Annotated in this window: 18 protein-coding genes; 8 read left to right on the forward strand and 10 right to left on the reverse strand. The window is 67.2% G+C overall.

Translation table 11 applies throughout. From position 1 onward, the window contains the following. The first annotated feature begins 268 nt into the window (after window positions 1-268). Genes OCUBac02_RS10720 through OCUBac02_RS10735 form a run of 4 tightly spaced genes read left to right on the forward strand, consistent with a single transcriptional unit; the run spans window position 269 to window position 3,949 of the window. Window positions 269-931: a CerR family C-terminal domain-containing protein gene (locus OCUBac02_RS10720; protein ID WP_173045518.1), complete on the forward strand. Its 663-nt coding sequence runs from the start codon at window positions 269-271 to the stop codon at window positions 929-931. Beyond that, on the forward strand, window positions 928-1,887 hold the full coding sequence (locus tag OCUBac02_RS10725; RefSeq protein WP_173045520.1) for an HlyD family secretion protein: 960 nt from the start codon (window positions 928-930) through the stop codon (window positions 1,885-1,887). Before OCUBac02_RS10720 ends, OCUBac02_RS10725 begins: the two co-directional genes overlap by 4 nt. 29 nt (window positions 1,888-1,916) lie before the next feature. Beyond that, window positions 1,917-2,810: an ABC transporter ATP-binding protein gene (locus tag OCUBac02_RS10730; protein WP_173049493.1), complete on the forward strand. Its 894-nt coding sequence runs from the start codon at window positions 1,917-1,919 to the stop codon at window positions 2,808-2,810. Beyond that, window positions 2,807-3,949, forward strand: coding sequence for an ABC transporter permease (locus OCUBac02_RS10735; protein ID WP_173045522.1), 1,143 nt, complete (start codon window positions 2,807-2,809; stop codon window positions 3,947-3,949). The genes OCUBac02_RS10730 and OCUBac02_RS10735 overlap by 4 nt, the downstream gene beginning before the upstream one ends. A gap of 194 nt (window positions 3,950-4,143) precedes the next feature. On the opposite strand, the gene OCUBac02_RS10740 is transcribed toward OCUBac02_RS10735, so the two are convergent. From OCUBac02_RS10740 to OCUBac02_RS10760, 5 genes are all read right to left on the reverse strand, one after another. Next, window positions 4,144-5,673, reverse strand: a complete 1,530-nt coding sequence (locus tag OCUBac02_RS10740) for an acyl-CoA carboxylase subunit beta (protein ID WP_173045524.1) — start codon at window positions 5,671-5,673, stop codon at window positions 4,144-4,146. Window positions 5,674-5,983: 310 nt separating this feature from the next. Further along, entirely contained in the window at window positions 5,984-6,772 is a 789-nt protein-coding gene (locus OCUBac02_RS10745; protein ID WP_173045526.1) for an ATP12 family chaperone protein, read from the reverse strand. 42 nt (window positions 6,773-6,814) lie between these two features. Next, the gene (locus OCUBac02_RS10750) at window positions 6,815-8,275 is read right to left on the reverse strand and encodes a methyl-accepting chemotaxis protein (RefSeq protein WP_173045528.1); all 1,461 of its coding nucleotides are present in this window, start codon (window positions 8,273-8,275) and stop codon (window positions 6,815-6,817) included. Next, complete coding sequence (locus OCUBac02_RS10755; protein WP_047579882.1) at window positions 8,272-8,574, reverse strand: hypothetical protein; 303 nt, start codon at window positions 8,572-8,574, stop codon at window positions 8,272-8,274. Before OCUBac02_RS10755 ends, OCUBac02_RS10750 begins: the two co-directional genes overlap by 4 nt. A 116-nt stretch (window positions 8,575-8,690) precedes the next feature. Beyond that, the gene (locus OCUBac02_RS10760) at window positions 8,691-9,689 is read right to left on the reverse strand and encodes a P1 family peptidase (RefSeq protein ID WP_173045530.1); all 999 of its coding nucleotides are present in this window, start codon (window positions 9,687-9,689) and stop codon (window positions 8,691-8,693) included. Between the two features lie 11 nt (window positions 9,690-9,700). On the opposite strand from OCUBac02_RS10760, the gene OCUBac02_RS10765 reads away from it, so the two are divergent. Further along, entirely contained in the window at window positions 9,701-9,868 is a 168-nt protein-coding gene (locus tag OCUBac02_RS10765; protein ID WP_173045532.1) for a hypothetical protein, read from the forward strand. Continuing rightward, on the forward strand, window positions 9,865-10,506 hold the full coding sequence (locus tag OCUBac02_RS10770) for a Spy/CpxP family protein refolding chaperone (RefSeq protein ID WP_173045534.1): 642 nt from the start codon (window positions 9,865-9,867) through the stop codon (window positions 10,504-10,506). The genes OCUBac02_RS10765 and OCUBac02_RS10770 overlap by 4 nt, the downstream gene beginning before the upstream one ends. A 174-nt stretch (window positions 10,507-10,680) precedes the next feature. Here OCUBac02_RS10770 and OCUBac02_RS10775 read toward each other — a convergent pair whose 3' ends face one another. After that, on the reverse strand, window positions 10,681-10,923 hold the full coding sequence (locus OCUBac02_RS10775; protein ID WP_173045536.1) for a hypothetical protein: 243 nt from the start codon (window positions 10,921-10,923) through the stop codon (window positions 10,681-10,683). Between the two features lie 200 nt (window positions 10,924-11,123). Between OCUBac02_RS10775 and OCUBac02_RS10780 the strand changes: the two genes are divergently transcribed. After that, entirely contained in the window at window positions 11,124-11,276 is a 153-nt protein-coding gene (locus OCUBac02_RS10780) for a hypothetical protein (protein ID WP_156134606.1), read from the forward strand. A gap of 42 nt (window positions 11,277-11,318) precedes the next feature. Here the strand turns inward: OCUBac02_RS10780 and OCUBac02_RS10785 are convergent, their stop codons facing one another. The 4 genes from OCUBac02_RS10785 to murI all read right to left on the reverse strand — a co-directional run bounded on the left by OCUBac02_RS10785 (window position 11,319) and on the right by murI (window position 13,725). Next, window positions 11,319-11,603 (reverse strand): hypothetical protein, encoded by a 285-nt coding sequence (locus OCUBac02_RS10785; protein WP_244639158.1) that lies wholly within the window; start codon window positions 11,601-11,603, stop codon window positions 11,319-11,321. Window positions 11,604-11,741: 138 nt separating this feature from the next. After that, window positions 11,742-12,359 carry a 30S ribosomal protein S4 gene (gene rpsD / locus OCUBac02_RS10790; RefSeq protein WP_047576477.1) on the reverse strand — a complete coding sequence of 206 codons (618 nt, stop codon included), beginning with the start codon at window positions 12,357-12,359 and terminating at the stop codon, window positions 11,742-11,744. Window positions 12,360-12,562: 203 nt separating this feature from the next. Continuing rightward, window positions 12,563-12,799, reverse strand: a complete 237-nt coding sequence (locus OCUBac02_RS10795; RefSeq protein WP_173045538.1) for a hypothetical protein — start codon at window positions 12,797-12,799, stop codon at window positions 12,563-12,565. Window positions 12,800-12,858: 59 nt separating this feature from the next. After that, window positions 12,859-13,725 (reverse strand): glutamate racemase, encoded by an 867-nt coding sequence (murI, locus tag OCUBac02_RS10800; RefSeq protein WP_173045540.1) that lies wholly within the window; start codon window positions 13,723-13,725, stop codon window positions 12,859-12,861. Window positions 13,726-13,860: 135 nt separating this feature from the next. Here murI and OCUBac02_RS10805 point away from each other — a divergent pair, with 135 nt between their 5' ends. Further along, complete coding sequence (locus tag OCUBac02_RS10805) at window positions 13,861-14,787, forward strand: bifunctional helix-turn-helix transcriptional regulator/GNAT family N-acetyltransferase (RefSeq protein ID WP_173045542.1); 927 nt, start codon at window positions 13,861-13,863, stop codon at window positions 14,785-14,787. Window positions 14,788-14,913 lie beyond the last annotated feature (126 nt).

A 14,913-nucleotide genomic window follows, 5' to 3' on the forward strand; every position in this document is an offset into this window, starting at 1 on the left:
CGTTAAGGGTCTGGCGGTCGGAGGCGCGCAGATGCCTGGGAGTTAATCCGGGCCTCCGGCGCTGGTCATCCCGGACGCAGCGAAGCGGAGATCCGGGATCCAGTCCGGAGGGCTCCCGGGAGAGGCTCAGGCATGGATCCCGGGTCTCCCTGCGGTCGCCCGGGATGACGGCGCGTTTGTTGGAAGGAGGGCGGAGCTATTGCAGGCCTTTCGACCAGAATTCAATCAATCGATTGATTGAGGAAGCCTGCAATGTTATACGGACGGCATGAAAGCTATTTCAGACAGCGATGCCGGAACGCGCGAGGCGCTGATCCGGGCCGGGCTCGACCTGTTCGGGCGGCACGGATTCGAGGCGAGCTCGATCCGCGAGGTCGCCCGGGCGGCGGGCGCCAACAGCGCCGGAATCGCCTATCATTTCGGTGGGAAGGACGGCCTGCGCCAGGCCTGTGCCGAGGCGGTCGTGGCGACGATGAAGCAGCGGGTGTTCGGTGCAGCCGCTGCCATGCCGCCGCTCGATGGGCTCGCGCCAGAGATGGCTGTGGAAATGCTGCTCGGCATCGTCGGGCGCGTCACCGCCTTCGCCACTCAGGCACAGGAGAGCGAGAGGATCGCCCGCTTCGTCCTGCGCGAGATGATGGAGCCGACCTCCGCCTTCGAGACGCTTTACGAGGGGCTGGTCGGCCCGGTCCATGGCCGGCTCTGCCGGCTCTGGGCGGCGGCGACCGGGATGGAGCCGGAGGCCGAGGCCACCAGGCTCGCGGTCTTCGCGACGATCGGGCAGGTGCTCTATTTCCGGCTCGCCCGGCCCGCCGTGATGCGGCGGATGGGCTGGAGCACGATCGACCAAGAACAGAGCGCTGCGATTGCTGGCGTCATCCGCGCCAATGTCCGCGCCAGCATCGCCGGCATGCGGGAGAACAGGTCATGATTCTCGGCTTTCTCTGCTCCTTCGGTCTGATCGCCGGGAGCTTCTCCGCCTGCGGCGGCGATACGGTCCGGATCGCCGGCTATGTCGAGGGCGAATATGTCCGGCTGGGCCCGATCGACACCGCCCGGATCGAGCATATCGACATCCGTCGCGGCGACCGCGTCGAGGCCGGCAAGGTCGTTGCCGGGCTGGAGACGACCGATGCGGAGAACGCGGTCCGGGAGAGCGAGGCGCGACTGGTGCAGGCGCAGGCGCAGCTCGACAATTTGCGCATCGGCAAGCGGCCGGAGGAGATCGCGGTCATCGAGGCCAATCTGGCTTCGGCCAAGGCGCAGCAGCGCGAGGCCGAGCGGGCGCTGGAGCGCCGGCAGGACCTGCTGCGACGCGGCGTCTCGACCCAGGCCGATTTCGACCAGGCGGAGACGGCGCGCGACGTCGCGGCCGCGAGCGTGCGCCAGAACGCCGCCAATCTCGATGTCGCGCGCCTGCCGGCGCGGCCGGATGAGATCAAGGCGAGCGAGAACGCCGTCGAGCAGGCCAAGGCCGCCCTGGCGCAGGCGCGCTGGCGGCTGTCGCAGCGCCAGCTCGTCGCGCCCTCGGCCGGGCGGGTCAGCGACGTGCTGCGCCGGGTGGGCGAGCTCGCCGGGCCGAGCGCGCCGGTGCTGCTGATGCTGCCGGACGGCGCCGCCAAGCTGATGCTCTACGTGCCGGAGGTGCGAATCTCCGGCGTTGCGACCGGCATGAAGCTCGATGTTCGCTGCGACGGCTGCGCGCCCGGGCTGACCGCGACCGTGACCTATGTCTCGCCCGAGCCGGAATTCACGCCGCCGGTGATCTATTCGGCGCAGACGCGCCAGAAGCTGGTCTATCTCGTCGAGGCGCGGCCGGATGGCGGGCCGCAATCGGCCTTGCAGCCCGGCCAGATCGTCGACGTGATGCTGAGGAGTCCGCAGTGAGCGCGCCGCTCGCCATCGATGTCCGCGGCATGACCAAGCGTTTCGGCAAGCGCACGGTGGTCGACGATGTCGACCTCGCCGTGGCAACCGGCGAGATCGTCGGCTTCCTCGGCCCCAACGGCTCGGGCAAGACGACGACGATCCGGATGATCTGCGGGTTGCTCAAGCCCGATGCCGGGGAGGGCACGGTGCTCGGGCTCGATGTCCGCACACAGAGCGCCGCGATCAAGCGCCAGGTCGGCTACATGACGCAGCGCTTCTCCTTCTATGAAGACCTGACCATCGCCGAGAACCTGACCTTCGTGGCGAGGCTCTACGAACTCGATCCGGTCGACGAGGCCGTGGCGAAGACGCTTGACGGACTGGGTCTCACTTCGCGCAAGGACCAGCTCGCCGGCACGCTTTCGGGCGGCTGGAAGCAGCGCCTGGCACTCGCTGCCTGCATCATGCATCAGCCGAAACTACTGCTGCTGGACGAGCCGACCGCCGGCGTCGATCCCAAGGCGCGGCGCGAGTTCTGGGACGAGATCCATCGGCTGGCCGGCGACGGGCTGACCGTGCTGGTCTCGACCCATTACATGGACGAGGCCGAGCGCTGCCATCGCATCGGCTACATCGCCTATGGCCGGATGCTGGCGACAGGGACGGTCGAGGAGGTCGTGAAGGGCTCCGGGCTCGTGACCTATGTCGTGCATGGCGCGCTGAAGCCTGGCCAGATCAGGGCGCTGGAGGCGACTGAGGGCGTCGAGCAGGTCGCTCCCTTCGGCGCGACGCTGCATGTCGTCGGTACCGACCGGGCCAAGCTGGAAGCGGCGCTCCAGCCCTTGAAGAACGAGGCCGGCATCGCGGTCGAACCCGGCGAGACCAGCCTCGAGGACGTCTTCATCAAGTTCATGACCGGCGCCCAGGAACGGGCGGCATGATCGGCCTGTTCTCTCCTCGCCGGCTCGGCGCGATGCTGGCCAAGGAATTCGTGCAGATGCGGCGCGATCGCATCACCTTCGCGATGATGCTGGCGGTGCCGATCCTCCAGCTCCTGCTCTTCGGGTATGCGATCAACAACGATCCGCGCGGCCTGCCGGCGGCGATCCTGGCGCTCGGGCAGGATCGCTATACCCGCGCCGTGGTCTCGGCGCTGGAGGTCTCGAACTATTATCGCTTCGGCGAGCGCCCGCAGAGCGCGGCCGAGGCCGAAAGCCTCATGGCGAAAGGCGAAATCTCCTTCCTCGTCACGATTCCCAGCGATTTCGGCGCGCGCGTCGAGCGGGCGGACGAGCCGCGCATCCTGGTCGAGGCCGACGCGACCGATCCGGCGGCGGCAAGTGGCGCGGTCTCGGCGCTCGGCACCATCGCGAACCGGGCCCTGCAGCGGGCGCAGGGGCGCGAGCCGGTGACCGATCCGGCCGGTGCCAGTGGCGACAGCCTCTCCTTCGTTGTGCACCGGCGCTACAACCCGGAGAACATCACCCAGTACAACATCGTGCCCGGCCTGCTCGGCGTCATCCTGCAGATGACCATGGTGATGATGACGGCAATGGCGCTGACCCGCGAGATCGAGCGCGGCACGATGGAGAATCTGCTCGCCATGCCGGCGACGGCGGGTGAGATCATGCTCGGCAAGGTGCTGCCCTATCTCGCGATCGGCGCGGTGCAGGTCATGATCGTGCTCGGGGCGGCGAAGCTGCTCTTCGCGGTGCCCTTCCTCGGCGGGCTCGGGCTTCTGCTCACCTGCGTGCTGATCTTCGTGCTGGCGCTGGTCCTGCTCGGCTACACGATCTCGACGGTGGCGCGCACGCAGCTCCAGGCGATGCAGCTCACCTTCTTCTTCTTCCTGCCCTCGCTGATGCTGTCCGGCTTCATGTTCCCCTTCGCCGGCATGCCGGGCTGGGCGCAGGCGCTGGGCGAACTGTTCCCGCTGACGCATTTCCTGCGGATCATCCGCGCGATCATGCTGAAGGGCGCGGGCCTGAGAGATATTGGCGACGAGGTGCTCTATCTCAGCCTGTTCGTGCCGATCTATGCGGGGCTCGCGCTGATGCGGTTCCGGAGCACGCTGGACTGAGGGGGCTTCAGATGTGGCGCCAGCATTCCGGCGCGCACCGCAGGCATCAGCCTGGAACTTATGAGTACGACGTTTATCGCGTCATGGTCGGGCTTGTCCCGATCATCCACGTCTTCGCTGATGCAGAGCGGTGTTCAAGACGTGGATGCTCGCCACAAGGGCGAGCATGACGGGGCTGCTCACCCTTCGTGGCGTTACAGCGGGATGTTGTCGTGCTTGCGCCACGGCCGCTCGACGCTCTTGGTGCGGAGCATGGCCAGCGCCCGCGCGATCCGCCGGCGGGTCGAGTGCGGCATGATCACCTCGTCGATATAGCCGCGCTCGGCCGCGACGAAGGGGGACATGAAGCGGTCCTCGTATTCTTTCGTCTTGGCGGCGATGCCATCCGCGTCCATGCCGCGGAAGATGATCTCGACCGCACCCTTGGCGCCCATCACCGCAATCTGCGCCGTCGGCCAGGCATAGTTGACGTCGGCGCCGATATGCTTGGAGGCCATCACGTCATAGGCGCCGCCGAAGGCCTTGCGCGTGATGATCGTGACCAGCGGCACGGTGCATTCGCTATAGGCGAAGAGCAGCTTGGCGCCGTGCTTGATCAGGCCGCCATATTCCTGCGCCGTGCCGGGCAGGAAGCCGGGAACGTCAACGAGCGAGACGATCGGGATTTCGAAGGCGTCGCAATAGCGCACGAAGCGGGCGGCCTTGCGCGAGGCGTCGGAGTCGAGCACGCCGGCCAGCACCATCGGCTGGTTGGCGACGATGCCGACGGTACGGCCTTCGACGCGGCCGAAGCCGGTGACGATATTGCCGGCATAAGCGGCCTGGATCTCGAAGAAGTCGCCCTCGTCGACCGTCTTCAGGATCAGTTCCTTGATGTCGTAGGGCTTGTTCGGATTGTCGGGCACGAGCGTGTCGAGGCTCATGTCGACGCGGTCGGGCACGTCGAATGACGGCCATTCCGGAACGCCGGCCGTGTTATTGGCCGGCAGGAAGTCGAGCAGGCGGCGCACCTGCAGCAGCGCCTCGACGTCGTTCTCGAAGGAGCCGTCGGCGACCGATGACTTGGAGGTATGCACCTTGGCGCCGCCCAGCTCCTCGGAGGTCACGGTCTCGTTGGTGACGGTCTTCACGACCTCCGGGCCGGTCACGAACATGTAGGAGGTGTCGCGGACCATGAAGATGAAGTCGGTCATCGCCGGCGAGTAGACGTCGCCGCCGGCGCAGGGGCCCATGATCACCGAGATCTGCGGGATGACGCCGGACGCCTGCACATTCCGCTTGAAGACCTCGCCATAGCCGCCGAGCGCCGCGACGCCCTCCTGGATGCGGGCGCCGCCGGCATCGAACAGGCCGACGATGGGCGCGCGCATCTTCAGCGCCATGTCCTGGATCTTGATGATCTTCTGGGCATGGGTCTCGGAGAGCGAGCCGCCGAAGACGGTGAAGTCCTTGGAGAAGACGAAGACGGTGCGGCCATTGACCGTGCCCCAGCCGGTGACCACGCCGTCACCGGGGATCTTCTCGGCCTTGTCCATCCCGAAATCGACGGCGCGGTGCTGCACGAACATGTCGAACTCCTCGAAGGAGTCCTTGTCGAGCAGGAGCTCGATGCGCTCGCGCGCCGTCAGCTTGCCGCGCTTGTGCTGCGCGTCAATGCGGCGTTCGCCGCCACCCTTGCGGGCACCCTCGCGGCGGGTTTCGAGCTGTTCGAGGATGTCCTTCATGGCGGCAGGCTCCCGGCCGGAAATCACGTCTCGAAAGTCGGCTTAAGCGGCCATCGCGCATGAGTCCATTGCGACGTTTGCTGAAGCCGGAACCGCAATCATGCGGAAGGCGGGTGATCAGCGACTTCGCGCCATCTTTGTCATTCCGGGGTGCGCCGCAGGCGCGAACCCGGAACCCACGACTTGGTGAATGGTCGCGATTATGCGGTTGCAAGGACATGCCCGGTCGTGGGTTCCGGGTTCTTCGCTGCGCGAAGCCCCGGAATGACAACGGTTGAGCAAAGCCGATGCAATCAACTGCTTCCGCTACCTAGCCCTTCAGCAGCAGGAGCACGGCCGCGTCGAACTCGCGGCGGCGGATGACGCGGCGCTCGGCCGCTTCCTCGTCCTGGCCCCAGATGCCGATCTGGTAGTCCTCGTCGAGATGGGCGGCGTTCCAGGCGTCATCCGGGTCGATCTGCCCATTCGCCAGTGCCAGCGTGAGGATGGTTGAGCCGGTCAGCGTCATGACGTTATGGGCGCCGGCGAGCGCGAGCGGGGCGGGGATCGTCTCGACCTGCCGGGCGATCGCCGCGAGCGTTCCCTCCGGCTGCTGCGCGAAGACGACGCCCTCGGCCAGCAGGAAGCGGGCGCCGATCAGCGCTTCAATATCGCCTAGGATCCGCTGCCAGACCTGGTTTTGCCGCTCGACCAGCGCCTCGGGTTCGCCGGCACGATAACAGAGAGCGTCCGAGCCGGCATAGCGGACGATCTCGGCGCGCACGGCCTCCTGCTGGTCCTCGACACCGTCGAGCGCCGAGTTGACAAGCCGGGTCAGCGGCATCTGCGCGGGGTCGATCCGCTCGGCCTGCGTCTGCCATTCGGCGGCCAGCGCTTCCGCGACGGGACGGGAGGTCACTGCGAGCGGCTTGCGGGCCGGGGTCCGCGCCGTCCTGCCGTCGAGGGCGACATGGAAGAGGCCGTCGCGCTCGACGACGCCGGCCTCCTTGTAGAAGCGGGCAGGCAGGGAATTGCGCATCGCCTGCTGGGCGGCGGCGACGGGGTCGGGCTGGCTGGCGCCGGGCGAGCCGAAGCGGGCGAGGAAATCGTCTGTGGACATGGCCCGCCATAGCGCATTCGCGCCCGGCTGGGAAACCGGCGTTCAGGCGGCGCGGATCCGGCCGAGGAACTGGGCGACCTCCGAGTCGAGATGGACCGACTGGCGCGAGAGCTTGTCGGCGGATTCGGCGACATGGCTCGCGGCTTCGTCGGTCTCCGCGGCGATGCGGCTGACGATGTCGATATGGCCCGCGGCGAAGACGGTTTCGTCGGCGGCGCGCCGGATGATCTGGGCCATGTTGGCGGCCGCGGCGTTCTGCTGCTCGACCACGGTCGCGACATTGCCGGAGATCTGGTTCAGCGAGCCGACCGTCGTGTTCATGGCATCGATCGCGCCGATCGCCTCTGAGCTGGAGTCGCGAATGGCGCCGATCTGGCTCTGGATCTCCTCGGTCGCCCGCCAGGTCTGGTTGGCCAGCGACTTGATCTCCTGGGCGACGATGGTGAAGCCGCCGCCCGAGCGGCCGAGGCGTGCCGCCTCGATGGAGGCATTGAGCGCCAGCAGGTTGGTATGCTTGGCGATGGTCGAGATCGCGTCGGTGATGTCGCCGATCTGGCCGGCCTTGCGCGACAATTCGCCGACGGTGTCGAGCACGGCGCGAGCCTGCCGCGTCGTCTCGCCGACGACGCGCGTGGTTTCCGCGACCTGGCGGTCGACCTCGGCGAAGGAATGCGCCAGCTCTGCCGTGCCCTGCGTGACGGCGACGACGTTGGACGAGGTCTGGCGCGAGGATTGCGAGGCGGCGCTGGAGCGCTCGGAGACTTCGAGCGCGCCGGTCTTCATCTGCTGCGAGGCGATGCGCAGCGACTGCACGGAAGCGATGACGTCGCGGGCGATGCCGGCGATCTCGCGCTCGAATTCATCGGCGACGGCATGCAGGACCTGGCGACGGACGAGGGCGCCCCGTTCCGTGGTCTCGGCGAGGTCCCGCCTGGCCTCGTCCGCCGCCGCACGGGCAGTATCGGCCTCATGGCGCTCGCGTTCGGATATCTCAAGCGATTGGCGCAGCGACCAGACCACCCAGCTCAGGGCGATCGATTGCACGGCCACGATCGCTCCGTGAAGCAGCACCCGGTCGATCTGGTTGCCGTTGAGGAAGACCACACTCGGCATGACAAGGCTGAAGGCGAGGTGATGCACGACGATGGCGATGGTCGTCGGGAGGAAAATGCGCCAGTCCAGCCAGCCGGCGAGCACGGCCAGCATGGCGAAGAAATACATGTGCATGTCGGCTTGGTAGGGATGGCCGGCATAGGCATAGACCAGCAGCATCACCTGGCCCATGGTCGCGATGCTCGAGATCTGACGCATGATCCAGCCGGTGCGCTCGATGCGCCAGACCATGGTTGCGAGCGTGGCCAGGGCAATGCCGGCCAGCACGATAGCGGGGCTGTGCAGCGGCGAGGCCGCGGGCGTTCCGATCGCCAGCATGGCGGCGTTCGCCCAGAGGATCGCGATCAGGCAATGGGAGAAGCGCTCGCGAAAGCGCAGGACCGCGTTCATCGACTGCTCCCGGTGCAGAGCCGGGCGAAGGCGGCATCGATGACAAGCCAGGCGCCGGCTCCATAGAGCGCCGAAACGAAGCCGTCGCGCTCTCCCATCGTGAATGCGACGGAGGAGCCGGCATCGATCTGCAGGAGGCTGCCGCTCGCCCCGGTCACGGCCTGCGCGATTTCGGCCGATGCGGTTCCGGCGGGAAAATAAGCGGCGATCGGACGTCCGGGTACCGGCCAGGCCGCAATCAGAAGCGCGGCCACCGCCATCGCGATGCCGCAGACCAGGCCGAAGCCGATCTCGCGCATTATGTCCCCCCGGTTGTCCGATCATGAGATGGAAACCTAGACGGGCAGATTACGGAGGCCGGCTTTATGCTTGGTAAATCGCCTCGCTAACCTTGCGGCATGCCGGCGAGATCGCTTCAGGCGCCGAAGCGGTCCTGCCAGGCGGGCCGGGCACCGGCGAAGGGCAGGGCCGTCGCCGCATGGACGCCGCGTGCGACGGCACGGGCCAGCACATCGGCGGCGGTGGCGCAGAGCTCGGTCATCGCGAAAGCGTCCGAAGGCGCGCCGCCGTAACCGGTCGCCGCGGCGAAGACGATGTCGCCGTCGAGCGGCGCATGAACAGGGCGCAGGGCGCGCGCAAGGCCGTCATGAGCAGCGAGCGCGAGGCGGCGGGCCTGCGGCCTGGTCAGGACGGCATCGGTGGCGACGAGGGCGATCGTGGTGTTCTGGCCGGTGCCGCCCTTGAAGCGCAGCGCGGTATCGGCCAGCGTGATCGCCGCAGGCCAGCCGAGGCCGCCGAACTCGCCGTCGCGCTCATAGGGCGCCGCCCAGAAATGCGGGCCGTCGCCGATCGTAGCGCTGCCGACGGCATTGACCGCGACGAGCGCACCGACGACATGGCCGGTGGCGGCGCGAGCGCTCGCCGAGCCGAGGCCGCCTTTCAGCGTCGCGGTGGTCGCGCCGTAGCCGGCACCGGCGCTGCCGAGCGCGAAGCTGGCGGCTGCTGCGGCGGCAGCCTCGGCGCCGAGCCGGGCATAGGGCGTCCCCCCGTCGCCGCGGGCCCAGGGCTTCTCGCCACCATTCATCAGGTCGAACAGGATCGCCTGCGGGACGATCGGGACGCGGAAGGCGCCGACCTGAAAGCCGCGCCCCTCCTGCGCCAGCCAGCGCATCACGCCGTCGGCGGCGCCCAATCCCCAGGCGGAGCCGCCGGAGAGCACGATCGCGTCGACATGCTCGACGGTCATTTCGGGGTCGAGCAGGGCGGTGTCGCGGGTGCCGGGCGCGCCGCCGAGCACGGCGGCGGAGGCGACGGTCGGGCGATCGAAGATCGCGGCGGTGACGCCGGTCGCCGCCGCAGCGTCATGCGCCTGGCCGACGCGCAGGCCGCGGACATCGGTGATGAGATTCTGCATGGAGAGACCCGATGGCGAACCGAATCGCGCTGGCGGCGTTGTCGCTACATTACGATCTTTTCATGCGCTGGCCATTGCCGGGTCAGGCCCGCAGGATCAGGTTCACGCTATCGCCAATCGGCTTCGAGACCCGCTGCGCGACGCTTCGACTGGACTGCTCCAAGGAGATTGCCCCGTGAAACCCATTGCCATCATCGCCGCATCCTCCATCGCCATGCTCGCCGGCAGCTTCGCCCTGGCGCAGCCGCAGCCCGTGCCGCCGGCCGGCGGGGACCAGAAGCAGGAGCGCTCTGAGAGTCGCGAGCAGCGGCGCGAGGAATGGCGCGAGCGCCGGGCCGAGCGCGCCAAGGCGCGGCTTGACGAGCGCCTCGCCAAGGTCCGCGACGAACTCAAGCTCAAGCCGGAACAGACGGCTCTCTTCGACAAGGTGGAGGAACTGGTGAAGCAGCGTAGCGCCGAGCGCGGCGAGCGCTGGAACCAGATGCGCGAGCGGCGCGAGGCGCTGCGCCATGCCGATCTGATGGAGCGGCTCGATGCGGCCGCCACCCGGCAGGGCGAGCGCGCGGCCCGTTCCAAGGAACTGGCCGATGCCGTGCGCCCGCTCTGGACGACGCTCAGCGACGAGCAGAAGACGGTGCTGCGCCGCTCGGTGCGCGAAGCCATGGCGGAGGGGCGCGAGCGCTTCCGCGAGATGCGCGCCTGGCGTGGCGGCTGGCACGACGACGATCGTGGCGACCGTTGGGAACGGGGCGACCGCGGCGGGCGCAGGCACTGGCGCGATCGCGATGATCGTCGCGACGATCGCAACTACGATTGAGCGCCGAACTCACGCTATCGTCTGATCGGTACAAGGGGCTGCGCCTGGGAGGCGCGGCCCCTCTTGTCTGAATTAAGCTACCGGTTCTGTTCGATGGATACCCGCTCTTCGCTTCGTTCCGGCCGGGATGACCCACGCATTTTTCACGACGATCGGCACCTGTCGATGCCGGCTTCAGGTGCCAACGGCGTCCGAGACACATTTCTTGGTGAAGCTGGCCTTGGCGGCGCCGGCCAGCTTCCTGTCGGCGGCCTGCTTGTCGCAAGCCATGCCGGCGTCCTTCTCGCATTTGGTCAGGAAGCTCGTCTTGGCCGCGCCCGCCAGCTTTTTGTCAGAAGCCTGAAGGTTGCAGCTTTGCGCCTGGGCGGCGCCGGCCATGCAGCACAGGGCGATGGCCGTCAGCAGAAGTCTTGTCATGCGAATCTCCTCTCGGGAACGATGACGCTACGCCAACCCGTGTCCGGGAGATACGGGGAAGAATGGTGTCGCCCCGGTTTCGCCAAAATTCCTAACATGCAGATTTTAAAAGGAATTCAGCTATTTACCATATCCATTCAGGTTGGATTCACAGCTCGCCGTTTACGCTTTGTCAGTGATTGCGATGCGAAAGGTGAACCATGAAGCAGACATGGTCATGCTGGGCGATGCGGGCCTTCATCGGTTCCGTCTTCATCCTCTGCCTGTTCGGACCCTATGCGCTGTCGATCCTGATCGGTTGCCTGGGGGTGGGCTGCTACTTCTTCCGCAACGAGGTCGGCTCGCATCTCTGAGCCGTCGTACGGTCCGCTTCCCATTCCGGCCCCAGGCCGACCCTACCTGATCCGGCGCAGGTGGCAGGTCTTCGCCCTGCCGCCGCGGCCATCCGAGCGCCAGACGCAGCCCGAGCGAGAGGGCGTGCGGTCATAGAGATAAATCTCAGCGCGTCGCTTCCGGTTGAAGCTCTGATGCGAGAAGTCGTGCCCGCCGACGCGCACATTGCGTCCGAAGCGGACCTCGGCCGAAGCAGCCGATGAGAGCACCACGTTCCACCCGACAGTCATGGCGAGCAGGCACGCGATGCTCGCCAGCGCGCAGGGCATCGTTTTCAGAGCCTTCATGATATCTCCCGATCATGATCGAAGGCGACAGAGCTTGCCGTCAACTCCGTTGCAGGCCCGGAACGAAAAAGGGGACGGCCCGAAGGCCATCCCCTGAATATCGTCCCGGCCTCGAAAGGCGAGGGGCGTTGCCGCCGATCAGCGCGAGTAGAACTCGATGACCAGGTTCGGCTCCATCTGCACCGCATAGGGCACGTCCGACAGGGTCGGGGTGCGGGTGTAGGTGGCGGTCGACTTGCCGTGGTCGGCGTCGATGTAGTCCGGCACGTCACGCTCGGCGAGAGCGGCCGACTCGATGACGATAGCGAGCTGGCGCGAGCTCTCCTTGACCGCGATCACGTCGCCCGGCTTGACCTGATAGGAGGCGATGTTGACGCGCTTGCCGTTCACGGTGATGTGGCCGTGGTTGACGAACTGGCGGGCCGCGAAGACGGTCGGCACGAACTTGGCGCGGTAGATCACCGCGTCGAGACGGCGCTCGAGCAGGCCGATCAGGTTCTCGCCCGAATCGCCCTTCAGGCGGATCGCCTCGGCGTAGTAGCGGCGGAACTGCTTCTCGGAGATCGAGCCGTAATAGCCCTTCAGCTTCTGCTTGGCGCGGAGCTGGGTGCCGAAGTCGGACGGCTTGCCCTTGCGGCGCTGGCCATGCTGGCCGGGGCCGTATTCACGACGGTTGACCGGGGACTTCGGGCGGCCCCAGATGTTCTGACCGAGGCGGCGGTCAATCTTGTACTTCGCCTCATGGCGCTTCGACATGTCGCGTGTCCTCTCAGGTTCGCGAGTTGAGGACCGCGCCCTCCTGCTCCCCGGCTTTGGCCGAGGCGACAGATCCAGCTTCCGAAGAAGAGCGGATCACGGGTGCGGAAAAAGCCACGCGGCCCCGTGAGGAGCCGCGCGACGAGAGGGCGTATGACCGAAAGCCGGTCTCGAGTCAATTCCGGGTCGGCGAAAAGCCGCAATCAACGCCAGTAGCCATAGGGCCGATAATAATGGTGACGGCGCGGACGATGCTTGTACCAGCCGTAATGATTGCCGCGATTCCAGCCGTAGTGCCGCCGCGGACCATGGCGATAGAAGCCGTGATGTCCATGGCCTTTGTGCCAACCGTGAGGTTTCGCCTGGGCTTCGGTGCTCGCGCCGGCGCCGGCGAAAACGAGGCCGGCGGCAAGTGCAAACAGCAACAGTAGCGTTCTCATGGGGCTGGCTCCTTCTGCGATCCGGAACCCGGAACGCTTTCGGGAAGGGCAGGGTTCCCTCAGTTGGCCAAGGGCATGGGTTCTGTGACCACCTGCGCCAGGCCGTAGCCGGCGAGCGCGATCCGCAAGGGGCCGGTCAGGCCCGAGCCGCCGGTGAAGACGGCGACGGCGTCCGGGCAGGCGAGATTCGGCTCGCGCGCGCCGGACAGCAGATCGGCGACGCGGCGTGCGATCGCAGGCGCGGGGTCAATCCATTCCACCGGCCAGGGTGCGACTCGCTTCATCCGCTCCAGCAGCAGCGGATAATGCGTGCAGGAGAGCGTGACGACGTCGGTGCGGCGGCCATCCGTCTCGAGGAAGCAGGGCGCAATCTCGGCGGCGAGGATCGCGTCGTCGACCGTCTCGCCTTTAAGTGCCTGCTCGGCGAGCCCGGCAAGGCGCGTCGCGCCGACGAGCGTGACATGGTGGCTGGCCGCATAGGTCTCTATCAGTTCGCGGGTGTAGTCACGCGCCACGGTGCCCGGTGTCGCCAGGACCGAGATCATGCCGCTGCGGGTCGCGGCTGCGGCCGGCTTGATCGCGGGTACGGTGCCGACGAAGGGAAGCGCGAAGCGTGCCCTCAGCGCCGGGAGCACCAGTGTCGAGGCGGTGTTGCAGGCGATGACCACGAGATCGGGGTGGAAGCGCGCGACGAGGCGCTCCATCACCGCGAGCACGCGGATGACGAGTTCGTCCTCGCTCAGCCGGCCATAGGGAAAGCCGGCATCGTCGGCGGCATAGACGATATGGGCGCCGGGGCAGGCCCGGGTGGTGCGCCCGAGCACGGTCAGGCCTCCGAGGCCGGAATCGAAGACGAGGATGGTTGGTTGGGGGCGAGGGATCGTGAGGGGGCGGTGGCCCGTGCCGGCGAGGAGATCGACTTGCATGATGATGCCGCAGGACGTCAAAGCCCGACTCCGCCAGAGACCGGTTAAGGGACGGTCAATGATGGGTTCAACCGCTGTCCCGAATTTAGTTGACTCCGTCCACTAAATTGCCTCGTCTCGTTGCGGAGGTGCGCCATGGATGCCGTCGAGACCGAAGCCGTCGCCGCGATCCGCCGTTTCAACCGCTTCCATACCCGCTGGGTCGGCGCGCTCGGCGGCAGCCTACACGGCTCCGGGCTCGCGCTGGCCGAGGCGCGCGTGCTCTATGAGCTGGCGCAGCGCGACGACTGGCAGGCAGGGGAGCTGGCGCGTGCACTCGACCTCGATCCGGCCTATCTCTCCCGCATCCTCAAGCGCTTTGCCGGGCAGGGCTGGCTCGATCGGATCCGCTCGGCTGCCGATGGCCGCGCCTGGCGGCTGCGATTGACGGCGCAGGGCAGGGCCGCCTTCCAGCCGCTCGACCGGGCCTCCAGCACGCAAGCCGCGGCAATCCTGCAACGCCTGGAGCCGGTCGATCGGGCCCGCCTCGTCGCTGCGCTCGCCGATACGGAGCGCCTTCTCTCGGGCGAGGCGGAGAAGCGTCCGGTTCCCGTCATTCGCGAGCATCGTGCCGGCGACATGGGCTGGGTCATCGGCGCCCATGGCCGGCTCTATGCCGACGACTATGGCTGGGACCTGAGTTTCGAGGCGCTCGTCGCGGAGATCGCGGCGAAGTTCCTGCGCGAGTTCAAACCCGGCCGCGAACGCTGCTTCATCGCCGAGCTGGACGGACAGCCGGTGGGCTCGGCCTTCGTGGTGCAGGAGGATGGGGCGACCGCGAAGCTCAGGCTCGTGCTGGTCGAGAAGCGGGCGCATGGGCTGGGGCTGGGCAAGCGGCTCGTTCGCGAGGCGATCGGCTTTGCCCGCGACGCCGGTTATGCGCGCATGGTGCTCTGGACCAACGATATCCTGCATGCGGCGCGTGGAATCTATGTCGGCGAGGGTTTTCGGCTGGTGGCCGAGGAGAGACACCATTCCTTCGGTCAGGATCTCGTCGGCCAGAACTGGGAATTGATGCTCTGAGCATCCAGATTCTTCTTAGCAAGGCTGCGCCTCATCTTTGGGCGCGGCATTGCTTTAAATTTCGCGGGGGAACCCTCTCCCGGAGGATGAGGGGTTCCTCGCGCTGTCCGTGTCTTTAAGATCAAT

The sequence above is a fragment of the Bosea sp. ANAM02 genome (genome assembly GCF_011764485.1).
Classification (GTDB): domain Bacteria; phylum Pseudomonadota; class Alphaproteobacteria; order Rhizobiales; family Beijerinckiaceae; genus Allobosea.